The organism is Streptomyces sp. NPDC013455 (assembly GCF_040632975.1).
In the GTDB taxonomy this organism is placed as follows: Bacteria; Actinomycetota; Actinomycetes; order Streptomycetales; family Streptomycetaceae; genus Streptomyces.
Genome location: NZ_JBEYCX010000003.1, coordinates 38,513 through 57,569, shown reverse-complemented (window position 1 = coordinate 57,569; position 19,057 = coordinate 38,513). Strand labels below are relative to the sequence as shown.

At 73.9% G+C, this 19,057-nt stretch carries 18 protein-coding genes; 7 read left to right on the top strand and 11 right to left on the bottom strand.

Annotation, left to right across the window (positions count from 1 at the left end; translation table 11 throughout):
• Window positions 1-52: 52 nt before the first annotated feature.
• The 4 genes from ABZ576_RS06930 to miaA all read right to left on the bottom strand — a co-directional run bounded on the left by ABZ576_RS06930 (window position 53) and on the right by miaA (window position 5,273).
• The gene (locus ABZ576_RS06930) at window positions 53-2,302 is read right to left on the bottom strand and encodes an HD domain-containing protein (RefSeq protein WP_360736791.1); all 2,250 of its coding nucleotides are present in this window, start codon (window positions 2,300-2,302) and stop codon (window positions 53-55) included.
• A gap of 319 nt (window positions 2,303-2,621) precedes the next feature.
• Window positions 2,622-3,491 (bottom strand): diaminopimelate epimerase, encoded by an 870-nt coding sequence (dapF, locus tag ABZ576_RS06925; protein ID WP_360736788.1) that lies wholly within the window; start codon window positions 3,489-3,491, stop codon window positions 2,622-2,624.
• Between the two features lie 52 nt (window positions 3,492-3,543).
• On the bottom strand, window positions 3,544-3,993 hold the full coding sequence (locus ABZ576_RS06920) for a hypothetical protein (protein WP_360737619.1): 450 nt from the start codon (window positions 3,991-3,993) through the stop codon (window positions 3,544-3,546).
• A 341-nt stretch (window positions 3,994-4,334) separates the two neighbouring features.
• Entirely contained in the window at window positions 4,335-5,273 is a 939-nt protein-coding gene (gene miaA / locus ABZ576_RS06915; protein WP_360736786.1) for a tRNA (adenosine(37)-N6)-dimethylallyltransferase MiaA, read from the bottom strand.
• 183 nt (window positions 5,274-5,456) lie between these two features.
• Here miaA and ABZ576_RS06910 point away from each other — a divergent pair, with 183 nt between their 5' ends.
• Together ABZ576_RS06910 and ABZ576_RS06905 are read left to right on the top strand one after the other, a co-directional pair.
• Complete coding sequence (locus tag ABZ576_RS06910) at window positions 5,457-5,726, top strand: hypothetical protein (RefSeq protein ID WP_360736784.1); 270 nt, start codon at window positions 5,457-5,459, stop codon at window positions 5,724-5,726.
• A gap of 24 nt (window positions 5,727-5,750) precedes the next feature.
• Window positions 5,751-6,056 (top strand): antitoxin, encoded by a 306-nt coding sequence (locus ABZ576_RS06905; protein ID WP_360736782.1) that lies wholly within the window; start codon window positions 5,751-5,753, stop codon window positions 6,054-6,056.
• Between the two features lie 307 nt (window positions 6,057-6,363).
• Here the strand turns inward: ABZ576_RS06905 and ABZ576_RS06900 are convergent, their stop codons facing one another.
• From ABZ576_RS06900 to ABZ576_RS06885, 4 genes are all read right to left on the bottom strand, one after another.
• Window positions 6,364-7,077, bottom strand: a complete 714-nt coding sequence (locus ABZ576_RS06900; RefSeq protein ID WP_360736780.1) for a class III extradiol dioxygenase subunit B-like domain-containing protein — start codon at window positions 7,075-7,077, stop codon at window positions 6,364-6,366.
• 292 nt (window positions 7,078-7,369) lie between these two features.
• Complete coding sequence (gene miaB, locus ABZ576_RS06895) at window positions 7,370-8,899, bottom strand: tRNA (N6-isopentenyl adenosine(37)-C2)-methylthiotransferase MiaB (RefSeq protein WP_360736777.1); 1,530 nt, start codon at window positions 8,897-8,899, stop codon at window positions 7,370-7,372.
• A 173-nt stretch (window positions 8,900-9,072) separates the two neighbouring features.
• Window positions 9,073-9,822 (bottom strand): PP2C family serine/threonine-protein phosphatase, encoded by a 750-nt coding sequence (locus tag ABZ576_RS06890; protein ID WP_360736775.1) that lies wholly within the window; start codon window positions 9,820-9,822, stop codon window positions 9,073-9,075.
• A gap of 277 nt (window positions 9,823-10,099) precedes the next feature.
• Window positions 10,100-10,924: an SDR family oxidoreductase gene (locus ABZ576_RS06885; protein WP_360736773.1), complete on the bottom strand. Its 825-nt coding sequence runs from the start codon at window positions 10,922-10,924 to the stop codon at window positions 10,100-10,102.
• A 309-nt stretch (window positions 10,925-11,233) separates the two neighbouring features.
• On the opposite strand from ABZ576_RS06885, the gene ABZ576_RS06880 reads away from it, so the two are divergent.
• Window positions 11,234-12,322: a lytic polysaccharide monooxygenase gene (locus ABZ576_RS06880; RefSeq protein WP_360736770.1), complete on the top strand. Its 1,089-nt coding sequence runs from the start codon at window positions 11,234-11,236 to the stop codon at window positions 12,320-12,322.
• Window positions 12,323-12,509: 187 nt separating this feature from the next.
• Here ABZ576_RS06880 and ABZ576_RS06875 read toward each other — a convergent pair whose 3' ends face one another.
• Window positions 12,510-13,055, bottom strand: a complete 546-nt coding sequence (locus ABZ576_RS06875; RefSeq protein ID WP_360736768.1) for a DUF1697 domain-containing protein — start codon at window positions 13,053-13,055, stop codon at window positions 12,510-12,512.
• A gap of 239 nt (window positions 13,056-13,294) precedes the next feature.
• Between ABZ576_RS06875 and ABZ576_RS06870 the strand changes: the two genes are divergently transcribed.
• The 3 genes from ABZ576_RS06870 to ABZ576_RS06860 all read left to right on the top strand — a co-directional run bounded on the left by ABZ576_RS06870 (window position 13,295) and on the right by ABZ576_RS06860 (window position 16,040).
• On the top strand, window positions 13,295-13,654 hold the full coding sequence (locus ABZ576_RS06870; protein WP_360736765.1) for a DUF6204 family protein: 360 nt from the start codon (window positions 13,295-13,297) through the stop codon (window positions 13,652-13,654).
• 237 nt (window positions 13,655-13,891) lie between these two features.
• On the top strand, window positions 13,892-14,335 hold the full coding sequence (locus tag ABZ576_RS06865; RefSeq protein WP_360736762.1) for a MarR family transcriptional regulator: 444 nt from the start codon (window positions 13,892-13,894) through the stop codon (window positions 14,333-14,335).
• A 277-nt stretch (window positions 14,336-14,612) separates the two neighbouring features.
• On the top strand, window positions 14,613-16,040 hold the full coding sequence (locus ABZ576_RS06860; RefSeq protein WP_360736760.1) for a hypothetical protein: 1,428 nt from the start codon (window positions 14,613-14,615) through the stop codon (window positions 16,038-16,040).
• Window positions 16,041-16,090: 50 nt separating this feature from the next.
• On the opposite strand, the gene ABZ576_RS06855 is transcribed toward ABZ576_RS06860, so the two are convergent.
• Window positions 16,091-16,498 carry a MazG nucleotide pyrophosphohydrolase domain-containing protein gene (locus ABZ576_RS06855; protein ID WP_360736758.1) on the bottom strand — a complete coding sequence of 136 codons (408 nt, stop codon included), beginning with the start codon at window positions 16,496-16,498 and terminating at the stop codon, window positions 16,091-16,093.
• A 105-nt stretch (window positions 16,499-16,603) separates the two neighbouring features.
• On the opposite strand from ABZ576_RS06855, the gene ABZ576_RS06850 reads away from it, so the two are divergent.
• Window positions 16,604-17,602, top strand: a complete 999-nt coding sequence (locus tag ABZ576_RS06850) for a TAXI family TRAP transporter solute-binding subunit (protein WP_360736755.1) — start codon at window positions 16,604-16,606, stop codon at window positions 17,600-17,602.
• Window positions 17,603-17,623: 21 nt separating this feature from the next.
• On the opposite strand, the gene ABZ576_RS06845 is transcribed toward ABZ576_RS06850, so the two are convergent.
• The gene (locus ABZ576_RS06845; RefSeq protein WP_360736752.1) at window positions 17,624-19,054 is read right to left on the bottom strand and encodes a HAMP domain-containing sensor histidine kinase; all 1,431 of its coding nucleotides are present in this window, start codon (window positions 19,052-19,054) and stop codon (window positions 17,624-17,626) included.
• Between the last annotated feature and the right edge of the window lie 3 nt (window positions 19,055-19,057).

The following is a 19,057-nucleotide window of genomic DNA, read 5'->3' as shown; positions in this document are numbered from 1 at the left end:
GCGGCGACGCGCACCCGGCCCACCCGAACGAGTAGCTCCGGCAGCGCCGTCTTCAGGAGGCCGGCGCCTGGTGCTGCGCCCGGCTCACGTCGTACACCCCCGGCACGTCCCGCATGGCCCGCATCAGGGCCGGCAGGTGGGCCGCGTCGGGCAGCTGGAGGGTGTAGGTGTGGCGCACCCGCTGCTGGCTGGGCGGCTCCACGGTGGCGGAGACGATTTCGGCGCCCGCCTGGGCGATCGCCTCGGTGAGGTCGGCCAGCAGATGCGGTCGGCCGAACGATTCAGCGACCAGCGTGACCCGGCACTCCGCGGTGTCCCCCCAGCGCACACCGATCTCTGCGCGCCCCCTGCTCTTCATGTGCTCCACCGCCGCGCACTCCACGCGGTGCACGGTCACCACTCCCCCGCGCACCGCGAACCCGGTGATCTCGTCCGGTGGTACGGGCGTACAGCACCCGGCGAGCCGGACGGCGGCGCCCGGCCGCTCCGCGAGGACGTCGGCACGCCGGGGGCGCTGGGCGGGACCGCCGGCCACGGGGCGCCCGGGGGCGGCGGCGGAAGGGGCCGCGGGGCGGTCCGGGGAGGCGCCCGGCGCGGCCCCGGCTCCGGACGGCGCTGCCGGTTCGGCGGGGTGGCCGGCGGGGACGGCCGCGGCGCGTCCGGAGCGGGGGCCGCTCGGCTCCGCCGTGCCGGTGCCGCCGCCGGGGTGTGCGGCCAGCCAGCGCTGGATGGCGATGCGGGCGGCCGGTGTGTGGGCGTGGTCCAGCCACTCGCGGGACGGCTCGGAGGCCGGGTCCTGCCCCATCAGCGGCTGGACGGTGTCACCGTCGCGCAGGACCGTGCTGAGCGTCGCCAGCCGGCCGTTGACACGGGCGCCGATGCAGGCGTGCGCGTCCTCGCCGTACTGCGCGTAGGCGGCGTCCACGCAGGTGGCGCCCTCGGGCAGGCCGAGGGTGCCGCCGTCGGGGCGGAAGACGGTGATCTCCCGGTCCTGGGCCAGGTCCTCGCGCAGGGTGGACCAGAAGGTGTCGGGGTCGGGGGCGGCCTGCTGCCAGTCGAGGAGGCGGGAGAGCCAGCCGGGGCGGGTGGGGTCGGCACGCTCGCCGTCGGCGGGGGCCTCGGGTGCGGCCGCGTCGGCGGCCGGGACGTCGGACGCGGGCGCGTACGGGTTGCCGAGGGCCACGACTCCGGCCTCGGCGACCTTGTGCATCCGGTGGGTGCGGATGAGGACTTCGACGACCTGGCCGTCCGGGCGGGCGACGGCGGTGTGCAGGGACTGGTAGAGGTTGAACTTCGGTACGGCGATGAAGTCCTTGAACTCCGAGACGACCGGCGTCAGGCACGTGTGCAGTTCACCGAGGACGCCGTAGCAGTCGGCGTCCTCGTTCACCAGCACCAGCAGGCGGCCGAAGTCGGTGCCGCGCAGCTGTCCGCGCTTGCGGCCCACGCGGTGGACGGAGACGAAGTGCCGGGGCCGGATGAGGACTTCGGCCGGGATGCCGGCCTCCCGCAGCACCCCGCGCACCTCGTCGGCGACCTCGGCGAGGGGGTCGTCGGTCCGGGCCGCGTTGCGGGCGATGAGCTCCCGGGTCCGCTCGTACTCCTCGGGGTGGAGGATGGCGAAGACCAGGTCCTCCAGCTCGGTCTTCAGGGCCTGCACACCGAGGCGTTCGGCCAGCGGGATGAGGACGTCCCGGGTGACCTTGGCGATCCGGGCCTGTTTCTCGGGGCGCATCACGCCGAGGGTGCGCATGTTGTGCAGCCGGTCGGCGAGTTTGATCGACATCACGCGCACGTCGTTGCCGGTGGCGACGAGCATCTTGCGGAAGGTCTCCGGCTCGGCGGCGGCCCCGTAGTCGACCTTCTCCAGTTTGGTGACGCCGTCGACCAGGTAGCGCACCTCCTCGCCGAACTGCTCCCCCACCTGATCCAGCGTCACCTCGGTGTCCTCGACGGTGTCGTGCAGCAGCGAGGCCGTCAACGTGGTGGTCTCGGCGCCCAGTTCGGCGAGGATCAGGGTGACGGCGAGCGGATGGGTGATGTACGGCTCGCCGCTCTTGCGCATCTGGCCGCGGTGCGAGGACTCCGCCAACAGGTAGGCGCGGCGCAGGGTTTCGAGGTCGGCGTCGGGGTGGTGGGCGCGGTGCGCCTCCACGACATGACCGATCGCGTCGGGCAGTTTGTCGCGGACGGCGGAGCCGAGCAGCGCGGCACGGCCGAGCCGGCGCAGGTCGATCCGGGGCCGGGGCTTCCTGCGCGTGGCGGCGGGCGCGGCGGACGCCACGGACCCGGCGGACGCCATAGACCCGGCGGGCGCCACGGACGCGGTGAGCGCCGGTGGCGCGGCGAGCGGTGGCGGCGCGGTGAGCGCTGGTGGCGCCGCGGGCGCTGCCGGGCCAGCGGTCGCAGGGGGGTTCGTGGCCTCCGCACTCATGGGCACCTCCGGCTCGTGGACCGGCGGACGGAGCCTCGGGGCACACGCGGCTCAGGGTTTGGCCACGTTCCCCCGTCCGTGCCGGTGCTTGATGCTATCGAGCCCACCACGCGCGACCGACCGCCTCTCGCCGAGCGTGAAACGGATCACCCATTCGAGCGATGCGAACGAGGTTTGAGTTTTCGGATCAGCCGAGCGTGTGAGCGAGCCACTCGGCGTCGATCTCGCCCTCGGCGACGATCACGGCGGGTCCGGTCATCTCGATCTCGCCGTCCGGCCGCTCGGTGATGACGAGGCGTCCGCCGGGCACGTCGACGGTGTACGTCGCCGGGGTGCCGGTGACGGCCGGGTCGGCGCCGTCCCGCCGGGCGGCGGCCACCGCGACGGCGCACGCGCCCGTGCCGCACGAGCGGGTCTCGCCGGAACCGCGCTCGTGCACGCGCATGGCGACGTGCCGGGGGCCGCGGTCGACGACGAACTCGACGTTGACCCCTTCCGGGTAGGCGGCCGCCGGGCTGACCGGCGGCGCCGTGAGCAGGTCACCCGCGTGCGCCAGGTCCGCCACGAAGGCCACCGCGTGCGGGTTGCCCATGTTCACGTTGCGCGCGGGCCAGCTGCGCTCGCCGACGGCCACGGTGACGTCCCCCTCGGGGAGGCGGGCACGGCCCATGCCGACGGTGACGTCACCGTCCTTCGCGATGTGGACGGTCTTCACACCCGCGCGCGTGGCGATCGCGAGGTCGCCTGCGGCCACATGCCCGGCGTACTGGAGATAGCGGGCGAACACACGGACGCCGTTGCCGCACATCTCGGCGACCGAGCCGTCGCCGTTGCGGTAGTCCATGAACCACTCGGCCTCGGCGGCCATCCCCCGGGCCTCCGGGTGCGCCGCGGACCGCACGACGTGCAGCATCCCGTCGCCGCCGATGCCCGCCCGGCGGTTGCACAGGGCGGCGACGGCGGCCGGGGACAGCTCCAGAACGTTCTCGGGGTCCGGGACGATGACGAAGTCGTTCTCGGTGCCGTGACCCTTGAGGAAGGCGATCCGCGTGCTCATTCCTCGATCGTACGGGGTGGTCACGACAGCGCCCGTGTCGGTGCCGGTCCGGCTAGCGCAGCCGGGCCACGCGCCACACGGCGAGGACGACCGCCACGGCCACCAGCAGGACGTAGCCGAGGACGACGCGCCAGTCCGGGCGGCGGCCGGAGCCGCGCGGGGGCAGGCCCGGCCAGGTGTAGCCCACCCGGCGGGCGGCCATCATGCCCCAGCCCGCCGCGCAGGAGCAGATCAGCAGGCCGAGCATGGCGATGACCGCGCCGCTGTCGCCGAAGTCGAAGGCGAGCGGGAAGGCGAACATCAGGGAGCCGACGGCGGCGAGACCCACGATGGGCGCGAGCTGCCAGATGCGCAGCCGGCGCTGCGGGCGCAGCTCGACCTCGACCTCCGGCCCGCCCGGGTACATCTCCTCGGGCTCCGGTCCGTCGTCGGTGACGCCGGCGGCGGTGTCGTCCATCCCGTCGTCGGCCAGCGGATCCTCACCCAGGCCGGTCCCGGGCAGCCCGGTCCGGGGCACGTCGGTCTCGGCCAACCCGGTCTCGGGCAACCCGGTCTCGGGCACGCCGCTGCCGGTCAGGCCGCTGCCGTGCGCATCGGAGGCATCGGGCCCCACAGTCGCATCAAGGGCATCAGGTGCATCGGACGTATACGGACCGTTGACGTCCGAGGTGTTTCCGTCACCCTCCGTGGTGGGGTGATCGGTGCTTCGTGCGGTGTCGCGAGGGCCGGCCTCCATCGCCACGCGCCCTCCCAACTAGGCTCCACTTGGTCGATCGAAGCTCGATGATGGCACGGCGCCGAAGGCCGCGATGACCGGCGGCGCATCCCGATGCCATGACGTGATCAGGCTGTGACCGGTCGTACGACCAACGCCAGGGCCTGGTGCGGAAGTTCCCGGCGGTCCGCGGCGGCCCCACTCAACCAGTGCACCCGGGGATCGCGCCTGAACCATGAATCCTGACGGCGCGCGAAGCGCTTGGTGGCACGGACGGTCTCCGCCCGCGCTTCCGCTTCGGTGCACTCCCCGGCGAGCGCCGCGAGCACCTGCTGGTAGCCGAGCGCGCGCGACGCCGTGCGCCCCTCGCGCAGGCCCTGCGCCTCCAGTGCGCGCACCTCGTCCACGAGGCCGGCCTCCCACATGCGGTCGACGCGCCGGGCGATGCGGTCGTCCAGTTCCGGACGGGCCACGTCGACGCCGATCTGGACGGTGTCGTAGACGGAGTCGTGACCGGGCAGGTTGGCGGTGAAGGGCTGGCCCGTGATCTCGATCACCTCCAGGGCCCGGACGATACGGCGGCCGTTGCTCGGCAGGATCGCGCGGCCGGCATCGGGGTCGGCGGCGGCCAGCCGGGCGTGCAGCGCGCCCGGTCCGCGCAGCGCGAGCTCCTCCTCCAGCCGGGCCCGGACCTCCGGGTCGGTGCCGGGGAACTCCAGGTTGTCGACGGCGCCGCGGACGTACAGGCCGGAGCCGCCTACCAGGATCGGCCAGCGGCCCTCGGCGAGCAGTGCGTCGATCCGCGCGCGGGCGAGTTTCTGGTACTCGGCGACCGAGGCGGTGACCGTGACGTCCCAGATGTCCAGCAGGTGGTGCGGGATGCCGCCACGCTCCTCGGGCGTCAGCTTGGCGGTACCGATGTCCATCCCTCGGTACAGCTGCATGGAGTCGGCGTTGACGACCTCGCCGTCGAGCCGCTGGGCCAGGAAGACGCCCAGATCGGACTTTCCGGCCGCGGTGGGTCCGACGACGGCGATGACGCGGGGGGCGGGGGGTGCACTGCTCACCGCACCAGTCTCGCAAACCTTCCGGCGCGGTCTCGAACGAGTTACGTGACGGTGTGGATCACAAGTCGTTGCCCGGGCGGGGTGCCGCCCGCCGGGCCGCCGGAGACGGCGTTCCGCCCGGCGCTGGCGCACGACACCGGGTGACGCGGGATTTCGCCCGCACGAGTACCGTATGGAGTGGATATGGGCGTTTTTGCACGGCTTCTCGGCAGGTCGAAGGCGGCTCCGGAGGCATCGGCCGCGGTGGCGGACGCCGGCCCGGGACCGGACGGGACCGAGGTGGAGCGGACGGCGGCACGAGCCGGGATGGCCGGGGCGGAAGAGGTGTCCGGGGACGGGGCCGTGCGCTCGGACTCCGGTCCGGACGACGCGTCCGGGGGCGCCGGGATCCCCCGGCAGCAGTCCTCCGGTGGCGCGGCCGACAGCGAGGCCGGTGAGGGCGCCCGCAGGTAACTGGCCCGCGAGGGAAGGTGGACCATGGGTCTGTTGGACAACATGAAGGCCAAGCTCGGCCCGGCCAAGGACAAGGTGTCGGACCTCGCGCGGCAGCACGGGGACAAGGTCCAGCACGGGATCGACAGGGCCGCGAAGGCCGTCGACGAGCGGACCAAACACAAGTACAGCGACAGGATCCAGGCGGGCACGGGCAAGGCCAAGGGCGCGATGGACCGCCTCACCCACAAGAGTGGCCCCGAGGCGGCGCCCCCGGGCCCGACGGCGCCCGCCGGCCCGACGACTCCGACCCGCCCGGCCCCTCCGGAGGGCCCGCCGCCGGCCTCCTGAGCCACCGGCCGGCGGCTGCCCGCGCGGGGCGCCCCGTGATCCGCGGGGCGCCCCGCGCGGGCGTGTGCGGGTGCCGCCGAGGGTGTATGCCGGTGCATCCGGGGGCGTATGCGCGCGTGTGCGCCGGGAGCTGCGTCCGCGTGGCGGGCGCACGGCGGACGCGTGCAAGCGCGGACGCGTGCAAGCGCGGACGCGTGCAAGCGCCCGGTCGGGTGTAGGCGCCGAATCCGCGCGCGGGCGCCGGCGCCTCGCGCGCGGTGCCGAGCCCGCGTGCGGGTGTCAGGGTCTCCGGGTGGGGATCGGACCGTCAGGACCAGGTGGCGACCAGGTAGCACACGCCGTACGGCGCGTCCTCGTACAGCAGGGACCCGGTGAGGTCCGCGCTCTCGGCGGCGCCGGCCAGGACCTGCCAGGGGGCGCGGCCGGCGGCCTGCAGTTCACGGGCGAGCCCGGGGTCGAGGGCCCGCAGGGCCGCCAGGTCGGCTGCACCGAGCGCCCGCGCGGCCTCCGCGTCGAAGGGGGCCGCGCGCTCGTCCAGGTAGCCCGGGGCCTTGAGCGTGCGGCAGGCGCTGCCGTCACCCATCACCAGGAGGGCCACCCGGCCGGCCCGGCCGGCCAGCTCCCGCCCGATCTCGGCACACCGCTGCGGCGCCAGCGTCTGCGCGACACCGAGACCCTCGACCGGGGCGCCGGCCCAGCGGGTCCGCTCCAGCAGCCAGCCGCCGACGGCCAGCGAGACCGGCAGCGGACGCTCCGGTACGGCGTCGGCGGCGGCCCCCAGGCGTACGTCCACGTCGACCCCGAATCCGCGGAAGGTACCCGGGGTGCCCTGCGGGAAGGAGCCTTGCCCGCCCTCCTCGGCGGTGCCGACGACCACCAGCAGGTCGGGGCGGGCGGCGGCGAGCACGCCGAGCGCGTCCGCGCAGGCCGTGCGCGCGGCCTCCATTTCGGGCGCGGCACCCGCGGCGACCTCGGGCACGAGCAGCGGAGGGCAGGGACAGACTGCGGCGGCGACAAGCATGATCGGCAGCGTAACCCGGCCGGACGGCCGGGCGTCACTCCGCGCGTGACGGGGCCGGATGCGGTCGGTCGCGACCGCGCACCCCCCGCGCGACGGGGCCGGATGCCGTCGGTCGCGACCGCGCACCCCCCGCGCGGCGGGGCCGGATGCCGTCGGTCGCGACCGGGCGCCCGGCGCGCGACGCGGGGCGCGCGCCGACCGTCGCAGCCGCGCACTCCGCCCTCGGCCGGGAGCAGGTGCCTTGGGCCGGGGCCAGGCACTCCGCCCCGGACGACGGCGAGGCAGGGTGCCGTCAGTCGCAGCCGCAGCCGCTCGTCGTGGCCGCCGGCAGCGGGGCCGGGGCGCCGATCTTCGGCAGGCCGAGCATGACGCCCGCCGGCTTGGCGGCCGCCGCGGCGGTGCGCTTCTCCCAGGCGTCCCCCGCGCGCGTGCGGCGCACGGCGAGGACCTGGCCCTCGGCGAGGAGGTGGTGCGGGGCGGCGTACGTGATCTCGACGGTGACGACGTCGCCGGGGCGCACCTCCTGGTCCGGCTTGGTGAAGTGGACGAGGCGGTTGTCGGGGGCGCGGCCGGAGAGGCGGTGGGTGGCGCCGTCCTTGCGGCCCTCGCCCTCGGCGACCATCAGTTCGAGGGTGCGGCCGACCTGCTTCTTGTTCTCCTCCCAGGAGATCTCCTCCTGGAGGGCGACGAGCCGCTCGTAGCGCGCCTGGACGACCTCCTTGGGGATCTGGTCCTCCATGGTGGCGGCCGGGGTGCCCGGGCGCTTGGAGTACTGGAAGGTGAAGGCCTGCGCGAAGCGGGCCTCGCGGACCACGTGCAGGGTCTGCTCGAAGTCCTCCTCGGTCTCGCCGGGGAAGCCCACGATGATGTCGGTGGTGATCGCGGCGTGCGGGATGGCGGCGCGGACCTTCTCGATGATCCCCAGGTAGCGGTCCTGGCGGTAGGAGCGGCGCATCGCCTTCAGGACCGTGTCCGAGCCGGACTGGAGCGGCATGTGCAGCTGCGGCATGACGTTCGGCGTCTCGGCCATCGCGGCGATGACGTCGTCGGTGAAGTCGCGCGGGTGCGGGGAGGTGAAGCGGACGCGCTCCAGTCCCTCGATCTTGCCGCAGGCCCGCAGCAGCTTGCTGAACGCCTCGCGGTCGCCGATGTCGGAGCCGTAGGCGTTCACGTTCTGGCCGAGCAGCGTGATCTCGGAGACGCCCTCGGCGACCAGCGCCTCGACCTCGGCGAGGATGTCGCCGGGGCGGCGGTCCTTCTCCTTGCCGCGCAGGGCCGGGACGATGCAGAAGGTGCAGGTGTTGTTGCAGCCGACGGAGATCGACACCCAGGCCGCGTACGCGCTCTCGCGCCGCGTCGGCAGCGTGGACGGGAACGCCTCCAGCGACTCGGCGATCTCGACCTGCGCCTCCTCCTGCACGCGGGCGCGCTCCAGCAGGACGGGCAGCTTGCCGATGTTGTGCGTGCCGAAGACGACGTCCACCCAGGGCGCCTTCTTGACGATGGTGTCGCGGTCCTTCTGCGCGAGGCAGCCGCCGACCGCGATCTGCATCCCGGGGCGCGAGGCCTTCCTCGGCGCGAGCCGGCCGAGATTGCCGTAGAGCCGGTTGTCGGCGTTCTCCCGGACCGCGCAGGTGTTGAAGACGACGACGTCCGCGTCGCCGTCCGACCCCTCGGGGGCCCGCACGTACCCGGCCTCCTCGAGCAGCCCGGACAATCGCTCGGAGTCGTGGACGTTCATCTGGCACCCGTAGGTGCGGATCTCGTAACTCTTGGGGGCGGGAACGTCCACTGCCGGGCTCCGGTCGCTGCTGCTGGTCATGGCTTCAAGGGTAGGCGCTTCCCGGGGGACCCCGGCCCGGCGCTCATCGAAAGGGCGCCCCGGCCGCCCGGGCGGGCACCGGCCTCCCCGGACCGGCCCGTGCCGTCCCGCCTACGGGTTGACCGTCCCGCTCCACGCGTTGACCGTCCCGCCTACGGGTTGGCCGTCCCCCTCTACGCGGCGGCGACGCGTACGACCGCCACCGTGATGTTGTCGGGGCCCCCCGCCGCGATGGCCGCTTCCCACAGCCCGAAGGCCGCCCGGCCGTCGTCGTGCTCCCGCATCACCTCGTCCAGCACCTCCGTCGGCAGCGGATCGGTCAGGCCGTCCGTACAGATCAGGTAACGGGCGCCGGGCGACAGGGGCTCGACGGACACGTGCGGGCTGACGGCCCGGTACACACGGGTACCGCCCAGGCACTGGGTGACGAGGGACGTGGTGCGCCGCCCCGGCTCCAGCGGAGGGCTGTCGTCCACGCTCACCTGGCGCAGCCCGTCGCGGGTGGCCGCGAAGACCCGGCTGTCGCCCACGTTGAACACCAGCAGGGAGCCGGGCAGTACGACGGCGCCGGCGACGGTCGTTCCCATCGCCGCCAGCTCGCCCCCCGAGTCGCCGCCTGCGGCTTCGAACACGGCCCGGTTGCACTCGTGCAGGGCGTCGCGGACGGCCTCCTCACCACTCAGGGCGGGGCCGATCGACGCGAGCCGGCGGACGACCAGGGCGCTGGCCACCTCTCCGCCCGGATGCCCGCCGAGCCCGTCGGCGACGGCGACGACGAGCGGCGTCCCGACCGGGAAGGCCAGCACCTGCGGACTCTCGGTCACCGTGGCGCACAGGGTCCACGGCCCGATGACCAGGCTGTCCTCATTGCGTGCGCGCAGCAGCCCCGGGTGACTCAGCGCGCTCACCGCCACGTACCGCATGGAACGCCACCGCCTTCCCTGCCTTCAGGGTAAGGGGACCACCGGCACCACCCAGCTCCTCGGCCACGCGCCACCCGGCAGCCTCGCCCACGGCCTCGGCCGCCCCCCTCCGGTCGCCCGGCAGCACCACCGGGTTCCTCGGCCGCCCCGCCTCCGGTCGCCCGGCAGCACCACCGGGTTCCTCGGCCGCCCCGCCTCCGGTCGCCCGGCAGCACCACCGGGCCCCTCGGCCGCCCGCTCCCCCCCGTCCGCCGGGACCCCGTGGCTCACCGGCCGGTCACGGGGCGCCCGCGCCGTCCCGCGGTGCGATGTGGTGGTCGAAGGCGAGCGTGCCGGGGTCGAGGGCGGTCGCGCCGCCGTCGACGGTGAGCACCGCCCCGTTCACGTACGACGCCGCCGGGGACAGCAGCCAGTCGATCGCCTCGGCGACCTCGCGCGGCTCGCCCGGTCGCCCCTGGGGCAGCAGCCTGGTCACCTCCGCGTAGGCGGCCTCCGTACCGCCACCGGGCAGACCGGCCTCCTCGGCGAAGCGGGCCATGCGCCGGTCGGCCATCTCGGTCCGGACCCAGCCGGGGCAGACGATGTTGGCGCGCACCCCCTGACGCCCGTAGTCGACGGCGACGGAACGGCACAGCTGGAGCAGGGCCGCCTTGGAGGTGGCGTACGGCGCGTTGCTCGTACCGTTGCGCAGGGCGGACACGGAGGCGACGGCGACCACCGATCCCCGGGACTCCAGCAGGTGCGGAATCGCCGCGCGCAGCAGGAGGAGCGGGCCGGTGACGTTGGTGCGCATCACCTCGTCCCAGTCCCGCAGGGACATGTCCCCCACCGCGCCGCCGCGCCCGATGCCCGCGTTCAGCACCAGCCCGTCGAGCCGTCCGTGTGCCTCCAGGACCGCGCGGACGAGGTCCTCGACCGCGTCGGGGTCACCGGCGTCGGACGGGTACGCCAGCACCCCCGTCTCCCGCGCGAGGCGCCGCAGGGGCTCGGCCCGCCGGCCCGAGACGACGACGTGGTGACCCCTCTCGCGCAGCAGCCGGGCGGTGGCCTCCCCGATGCCGGACCCTCCGCCCGTCACGACGACAACGCGCTTGTCCTCCATCGCAGTTCAGGCCCTTCCCCGAGATCGTCAAGGCCACCGAGCCTAGAACCCGCCGACCGGCGGGTGACGACTTCCGGCCACCGGCCGCCGGAGGCCGGACGTATTCACCCCGCGCACCACCTTGTCAAGGCCGCGAAGTCGCCCTATGGTCCGCTCGACGGAGGATATGGGAGCGCTCCCATACGACGCTCGCGGAGCACTCCCGCACTCTCCCTTCCCATCCCCGCGGCCACCCGCCGGCGCAGCGGCGCGGCCGGTGCGGCGACCGCCGGGGACGGCGCACGTCCGATCCAACGGAAGGAGAGAAACGTGACGCGACGCGGCAGACTCCTGTCGGTGGTGGCGGCCTTGTCGACCCTGCTGACCGCGCTCGGCCTGGCCCTCCTGGGGCAGGGCAGCGCACATGCGCACGGGGTGGCGATGCTGCCCGGATCCCGTACCTATCTGTGTTACCTGGACGCCCGCACGGCGACCGGCGCCCTGGACCCGACCAACCCGGCGTGCCGCAGCGCGCTGGCCGAGAGCGGTGCGACGGCGCTGTACAACTGGTTCGCCGTGCTCGACTCCAACGCCGGCGGGCGCGGTGCCGGTTACGTCCCGGACGGCACCCTGTGCAGCGCCGGCAACCGCTCCCCTTACGACTTCTCCGCCTACAACGCGGCCCGCTCCGACTGGCCGCGGACCCATCTGACCAGCGGCGCGACCATCCAGGCGCAGTACAGCAACTGGGCGGCGCACCCGGGTGACTTCCGCGTCTACCTCACCAAACCGGGCTGGTCCCCCACCTCCGCGCTGCGCTGGGCGGACCTCGATCTGATCCAGACGGTCACCAATCCACCGCAGACGGGGTCACCGGGCACCGACGGCGGCCACTACTCCTGGAACCTGCCGCTGCCCTCCGGGCGCTCCGGTGACGCCGTGCTGTTCATCCAGTGGGTCCGCTCGGACAGCCAGGAGAACTTCTTCTCCTGCTCCGACATCGTCTTCGACGGCGGACACGGCGAGGTCACGGGCATCGGCGACTCGGGCTCCACTCCGACCCCCACACCGACACCGACGCCCACCGACCCACCGTCCGGTTCCTGCATGGCCGTGTACTCCGTGGTGAACTCCTGGAGCGGCGGCTTCCAGGGTTCCGTCGAGGTCATGAACCACGGCACGGCCCCGCTCGACGGCTGGGCCGTGACCTGGCAGCCGGGCACCGGAACGAAGATCAGCAGTATCTGGAACGGTACGCAGTCCACCGGCACCGACGGCAAGGTCACGGTCCGCAACCTGGACTACAACCGGGCCGTGCCCGCGGACGGCAGCGTCACCTTCGGCTTCACCGCCACCTCGACCGGCAACAACCTGCCCGCCGGCTCGGTCGGCTGCGTCACGGCACGGGGCACTTCCTGAGGCCGTGGCTCCCACCCCTCGCCGTCTCCCCCGGCCCGCCCGGGGGAGACGGCGAGGCCGGTCAGGTCATGGGGCGGACGAAGACGGTTCGGCTGAGCCGCCGGACGCGGCCGGTCTCGCCGCGGTGCGGCCGGTCTCGCCGCGGTGCGGCCGGTCTGGCCACGGTGCGGCGTGGTCTCGCCGCGGTTCAGTCCTCGCCGGCCAGCTCGTACAGGGCGTTGACCGTCCGCCAGTTGCGGGTGGTGGCCGGGATGCCGAGGCGCCGCTCGATGAAGGCGTTGTCGAGCTTGGTCCTGCCGTAGCCGTCGGGGACGTGCAGGTGGATCTCGTCCCCGGCCAGGGTGAACACGCCGGTCTCGCCGGCCGGCACCGTCAGACGGGCGGCCTCGTCGGCGGTCGGCTCCCGGGCGAGGAAGGTGACGTGCAGCTTGGCCGGGTCGTCCTCCAGGGCGGCGTACGGGTTCCCGGCGAGGGTGCGGGCCAGGGAGGCGGAGCTGCGCAGCAGCACCTCGGCGCGCACCCCGAGGTCGTCGGCGATCCGCTGCCCGATGCTCGCGGCGAGGTCCGCGGGGACCCGCGCACCGGCGGCGGTGAAGACCACGTTGCCGCTCTGGAGGTAGGTCCGGACGTCCTCGAACCCCATGGCGGCGAACAGGTCGCGCAGATCCTTCATGGCGATCTTCGCCTTGCCGCCGACGTTGATCCCGCGCAGCAGAGCGACGTGCTTCGTCATGGCGCCAACCTCTCACACCACCGCCAGGCGAGGAAGGCCCGGGCGCACTCGACGGTTTGCGCCGGGACTCCGGGAGTCACGCCGGGCCCGGGCGGCGAGAGGCGCTTCCGGCCGGTCCGGTGGAACCCGGCGGAACCCGGCGGAACCTGTCGGAAACCCGGCGGAACCTGTCGGAAACCCGGCGGAACCTGTCGGAAACCCGGTGGAAGGACTCCCCCCGCGGTGCCTAAGGTCGCGGAATGACCGAGCGAACCTTCCGCATCACCGTCCGCGGCGTCTTCGACGCCCTTACCGACGCCCAGCGCGCGGCCCTGCTGGCCGACGCGGCCGAACACGACGTGCTGCGCGCCGCCTTCACCCCCGAAGGGACCCTCACCTACGACATCGCCGCCCGGCCGGCCTTCGTCTTCCGCTTCTCCGCCACGGGAGAGGAAGAGGAGGACATCCTGGAGGCGACGGAGTGGGCCGAGGAGTCGGCGAGGGCCTGGCTGACCGAGCGCGGCTACGGCTTCAAGCAGCTTCGCAGCACCGCCGAGGACCTCTCCCAGGCACCCGTGGGCAAGCGACAGCGCCGCGCGGCCCGTACGGCGGGCTCATGAGCGACGGCCCTGCCTCCTCGGCATAAACTTGAGTAGTCAAGGAGCTGGCAATGGTCAAGGGCCGGGGCAGGCTCCGGGCAGTGCGCCGACAAAGGCCAGGGGCCAGGGCCAAGGGCCAAGGGCCAAGGGCCGGCGAACGATCCACAGGGCCCGGTGAACGTTCCACAGGGGCCGGTGAACGTTCCACCGGACGGCAGGCGATGGCAGGGACGGTGCGGCACTCGGGAGGGGCGGGCCATGAGTGAGGCCTTGGACGCGGCGCTACGACTGGTGCGGGCGCAGGCGGCGCTCGTGCGCCGCTTCGACGCCCGGCTCGGCGCGCTGCACGGCGTCAGCCTGGCCGACTTCACCCTGCTGCTCCGGCTGGGACAGGCGCCCGGCGGCCGGATGCGCCGGGTGGATCTCGCCGAGGCGCTGGGGCTCACCGCCTCCGGGGTCACACGTGGGCTCGCGCCGCTGGAGCGGATCGGGCTGGTGACCCGGGAACCGGACGCCCGGGACGCGCGCGTGGCGTACGCGGCGCTGACCGGGACGGGCCGGCGGCGGCTGACGGAGATGCGGGCCACGGCGGAGGAGACCGCCGCCGAGCTGTTCGCCGGTCCGGCATGGCCCGCGGTGGACATCGCCCACCTCGCGGACCTGCTGACCCGCCTCGGGGGCACCGGCCTGCCGGAGCGCTGACCCCGCCGGAGCCCTGACAGCGTCGAAGCGCTGACACCGCCGGGGTGCCGCTCCGTCGGCGTCGCCCGCCTTCCCCGGCGCCGACCCCACCCCGGACTCAACTGCGCGTGTCCCAGGTCACGTTCACCTGTGGCCGGTTTGTGCACGACCTGTGCGCAGGGGTGGCATGCTCATGGCTCGTCAACGAGTTACCGGCCGGTTCTACCCATGAGTAAACGCGGTGCCGGTTCCTCTCTGCCACCCCCCACTTCTCTCAGGATCCACCTTGCTCAGACCCATGAGGCACAGGCGTGCCCTGCTGCCCGCCTTCGCCGTGACCACGCTCTTCCTCGCCGCCGCCTGCTCCTCGCCCGCCCCCGGGACCGAGCGGCCGCCGGCCGCCGCACCGGGCAGCCAGACCCGGGCCGCCGACCGGCCCGTCGACGGCCCGGACCACTCGCTCACCGTCGCCGCCGCTCCGACCATGGCCGCGACCGCCGCGGCGAGCCCGACCGGTCCGGGCCGGCGGGCGCACCGCACCACGCTCGCCGTCAGCTCCTACGACAGCCGCAACCGGCGCGCCGTCATCACCGACGAGCCGAAGGACAAGGGGAACGCGAGCGGCGCCGCCACCTCCCCGGCCTCCCCCTCCTCACCCACCGCCGCGCACAAGGCGGCCGTGGGCGACGTGATCGCCAGCGCGCCCGCGCCGGGGGCACCGCACGGGCTGCTGGCCAAGGTCACCAAGGTGATCGGCGAGACCGGCGGCGGCACGGAGGTCCAGACCGAACCGGCCACGCTCAACGCGCTGCTGGGCGACGACACCGCGAAGGGCGACGTGCCGGTCGACCCGTCCTCCTTCACCGTCGACAAGCTGCTGCCCGACGTGAAGGTGTCCTGGGCGAAGACCGGCGACGTCCATGCCGGCCCCAAGGGCGCGACGGTACCGCTCGGCAGCCTGCGGCTGGACGTCGGCGCTGAGGTACCCGCAGCCAAGGACGCCCCCGTGTCGGCCTCCGCCTCCGTACACGGCTTCGTGCAGGTCGCCCCGCAGGTCGACTTCGCCTACGGCGGTACCGGAACCGACGCGGCGCCCGGCTCGGCCTACCTCGGGGTGTCCGGCAAGTGGACCTCCGGCTGGGCGGTGAAAGGGCGGGCCGCGGCGGCCACCGACACTCCGCTGCGGATCCCGTTCGCCAAGCTGCACGCCGATCCGGTCCTCCAGGTCGGCCCGGTTCCCGTCGTCGTCAACCTCGATCTGACCTGCTACTTCCAGATCAGCGCGGACGGCCGGGTCACCGTCGACGTCGAGCAGAGCCTGAAGGGCGACTTCAAGGCGGGCGGCACCTTCGGAGCGGCCCGGGGATGGACGCCGGTCAGCTCCTCGGACATGACCGGCACCCCGGTACGCGCCTCCGTCACCACCGCCGGCTCCGTGCGGACCGCGCTCGGCGCCGAGGCCACCGTCGGCCTCTACGGCGCCGTCGGCGTCAGCGCCGATCTCGCCCCGTACCTGCGCGGCGAAGCCGCCGGCACGATCACCGCCGCCTCCGACGGCAGCCGGCCGAAGGCGGAGGGCACCTGGGGCGTCTACGGCGGCGTGGACCTCTCCGGCACCCTGCGGCTGCAGCTGTCCGTCTTCGGGACGCCGGTCATCCAGCGGAACATCCCGCTGGGCGCGCTGCACCGCGAGTGGAAACTGGCGGGCGGCTCCCTGAAGCCGTAGGCGCCGGCATCGGAGCGCACCGCTCGGGGGCGGAGCGCGTCCGCCCGGTCTCAGCCCGTGCCGCCCGGTATCCAGCCCTGGCGGCGCAGTACGGCGGACACGTCCGGTGCCCGGTAGTGGTCCCCCTTGAGGACCTTGCCGTCGGCCCGGCGGGCGACCTGCCCGTCCGGGCCGATCTTGCTCATGTTGGCGCGATGGACCTCGGCGATCACCTCGTCGAGGTCGATGCCGTGCACGAGAGCCGTGCCGTAGGCCACGTACACCACGTCGGCCAGCTCGTGCGCGAGCCGGTCCAGCGGCCCCCGCACGGCGACCTCGGCCACCTCCGCGGCCTCCTCGGCGAGCAGTTCCCCGCGGTGGGCGGCGAGTTCGGCGGCCACCTCCGTCGGCGTGCTGCGGGCGTCGAGGCCGAAGGCGCGGTGGAATTCACGGACGAGGTCGGCGGGCGAAGAGCTCATGCGGTGACTCTAACGGCCACCACTGACGGCGCCGTCGCCCGCCGCCGGACCCGCGAGTGACCCCGACCCTGGTCAGCGCCGTACCTCGCCTGGCAGGATCGCCGCATGTCCAAGATGTTCCCCCGGATCAGCAGAAGCCGAGCGTGGCAGGGCGCGGCCGTCGGTGCCGTGGTCCTCGGGCTGCTGCTGTGGTGGCTGCTGCCCCTGGGCGAGAAGCCGCCCACCGGGACGATCGTGTTCAGCACCGGGACGCCCCGCGGGGTGTACCAGGAGTACGGCGAGCGGCTGCGCACCGAGCTGGACCGGGACATGCCGGGCCTGGAGGTGAAGCTGCTCAACAGCGCCGGCTCCCAGGAGAACGTCGAGCGGGTGGCGACCGGGGAGGCCGACTTCACCATCGCGGCGGCCGACGCGGTCGCGACGTACGAGCTGCGGCAGGGCGACGGCGCCGGGCGGCTGCGCGGTGTGGCCCGGCTCTACGACGACTACGTGCACCTCATCGTGCCCCGCGGCTCGGACATCAGGAGCGTCGCGGACCTCCGGCACAAGCGGGTGGCGACCGGACTGCCCGATTCCGGGGTGCGGCTGATCGCCAACCGGGTGCTGCGGGCCGCCGGTATCGACCCGCGCAAGGACATCACGCCGGTGGCGGACGGCATCGACACCGGACCCGGCCGGCTCCGGGCGGGCAAGATCGACGCCTTCTTCTGGTCCGGCGGCCTGCCCACCAAGGGGCTGGTCACGCTGGCCAAGAAGGACGCCTTCCGGTTCGTCCCGATCGACGAGGCGCTGATCACCCGGCTGCACGGCGAGGGCGAGGGCACGCGCTACTACCGGGCCACCAACATCCCGGAGTCGGCCTACCCGAACGTGCAGCAGGGCTCGCAGGTGCCGACGATCGCCGTGTCCAACCTGCTGATGACCCGTTCGGACGTGGACCCCCGGCTGACGGAGTGGGTCACCCGTGCGGTGATCAAGAGCCGGGACGGCATAGGCGCCCACGTCCACTCGGCCCAGCTGGTCGACCTGCGCACCGCGATCTACACCGACCCGCTGCCCCTCCAGGAGGGCGCCCGGCGCTACTACCGTTCGATGAAGCCGTAGTGCCGGTGAAGCCGTAGTGCCTCAGCCGGCGTCCGCGGTGTCCGTGCCGGTCGCCGGTGCGTTCCGCGGCACCCTGACCGTCACCCGCAGCCCCCGCGGCGAGTGGTGCGCGTAGTCGATCGAGCCGCCGCCCGCCGCCAGCAGGGCGCGCGTGATGGACAGGCCGAGGCCGGAGCCCTTCACGTTCTGGTGCCGGCCGCTGCGCCAGAAACGGTCGCCCACGCGCTCGAGTTCCTCGTCGGTGAGACCGGGCCCGGTGTCCGTGACGACGATCGTGGTGGTGTCGTGGTCGGCGGAGACGGTCACCTCCACCGTGCCGTCCTCGGGGGTGAACTTCACGGCGTTGTCGATCACCGCGTCCAGGGCGCTGGACAGGGCGATCGGGTCGGCCCAGGCGGTGGTCGGCGGGCAGTCGCCGGTGAGCAGGACACCCTTGGTGCGGGCGGCCGGCGCCCAGGCGGCCACCCGCTCCTCGGCCAGCGCGCCGATGTCGGTCAGATGGAGGTCGGCCTCGGCGTGCTCGGCCAGCGCCAGGTCGAGCAGATCGTCCAGGACCTGCGCGAGGCGCTTGCCCTCGGTGCGCACCGAGGCGATCTCCTCGTTGTCCTCCGGGAGTTCCAGCGCGAGCAGTTCGATGCGCAGCAGCAGCGCGGCCAGCGGGTTGCGCAGCTGGTGCGAGGCGTCGGCGACGAAGGCGCGCTGCTGTTCCAGCACGGCCTCGACGTTGTCCGCCATCTCGTTGAACGAGCGGGCCAGCCGTCTGAGTTCCGGCGGCCCGCCGGCGGCCGCGACCCGGGACTTCAGGCGCCCGGTGGCGATGTCGTGCGTGGTGGCGTCCAGGACCCGCACCGGCCTGAGCACCCAGCCGGTCAGCCGCAGCGCCGCGCCGACCGCGAGCAGCATCGCCGCGATCTCGCCGGCGCCGATGAACAGCCAGCCGCGCAGGATCCGCGACCGCAGCTGCCCGGTGGGCGAGTCGGTGACCACGACCGCGACGACGTCCCCGTCGCGGATCACCGGCGAGGCGACCACGAGCCGGCTGCGCTGCCAGGGCCACACCTGCGGGGGATCGTGGCTGCGCCGGCTGAGCAGCGCCTCGTCGAACGCCTCGCGCACCTCCCCCGTACGCGGTACGAACCAGTCGCCGGGCGCGTCGGCCATCGCCGAGCCGTTGCGGTAGAAGACCCCGGCACGGATGCCGTAGACGTCGTGGTAGCTCTCCAGTTCGTTGCGCAGGGTCTGCCAGCGCTCGTCCGTGGTGGTCCGGCGTGATCCGCTGGGCCCGTCGGTGACGAACTGGGCGAGCGCCGCGAAGCGCGCGGTGTCGTCGATCCGGTCGACGACGACCCGCTGCTGCTGGGCGGCGGCCACGCTGGCGGCGAGCGGCACGCCGAGCGCGAGGAGCACCGCCGCCAGCAGGACGATGAGCAGGGGAAGCAGGCGTGTGCGCACCAG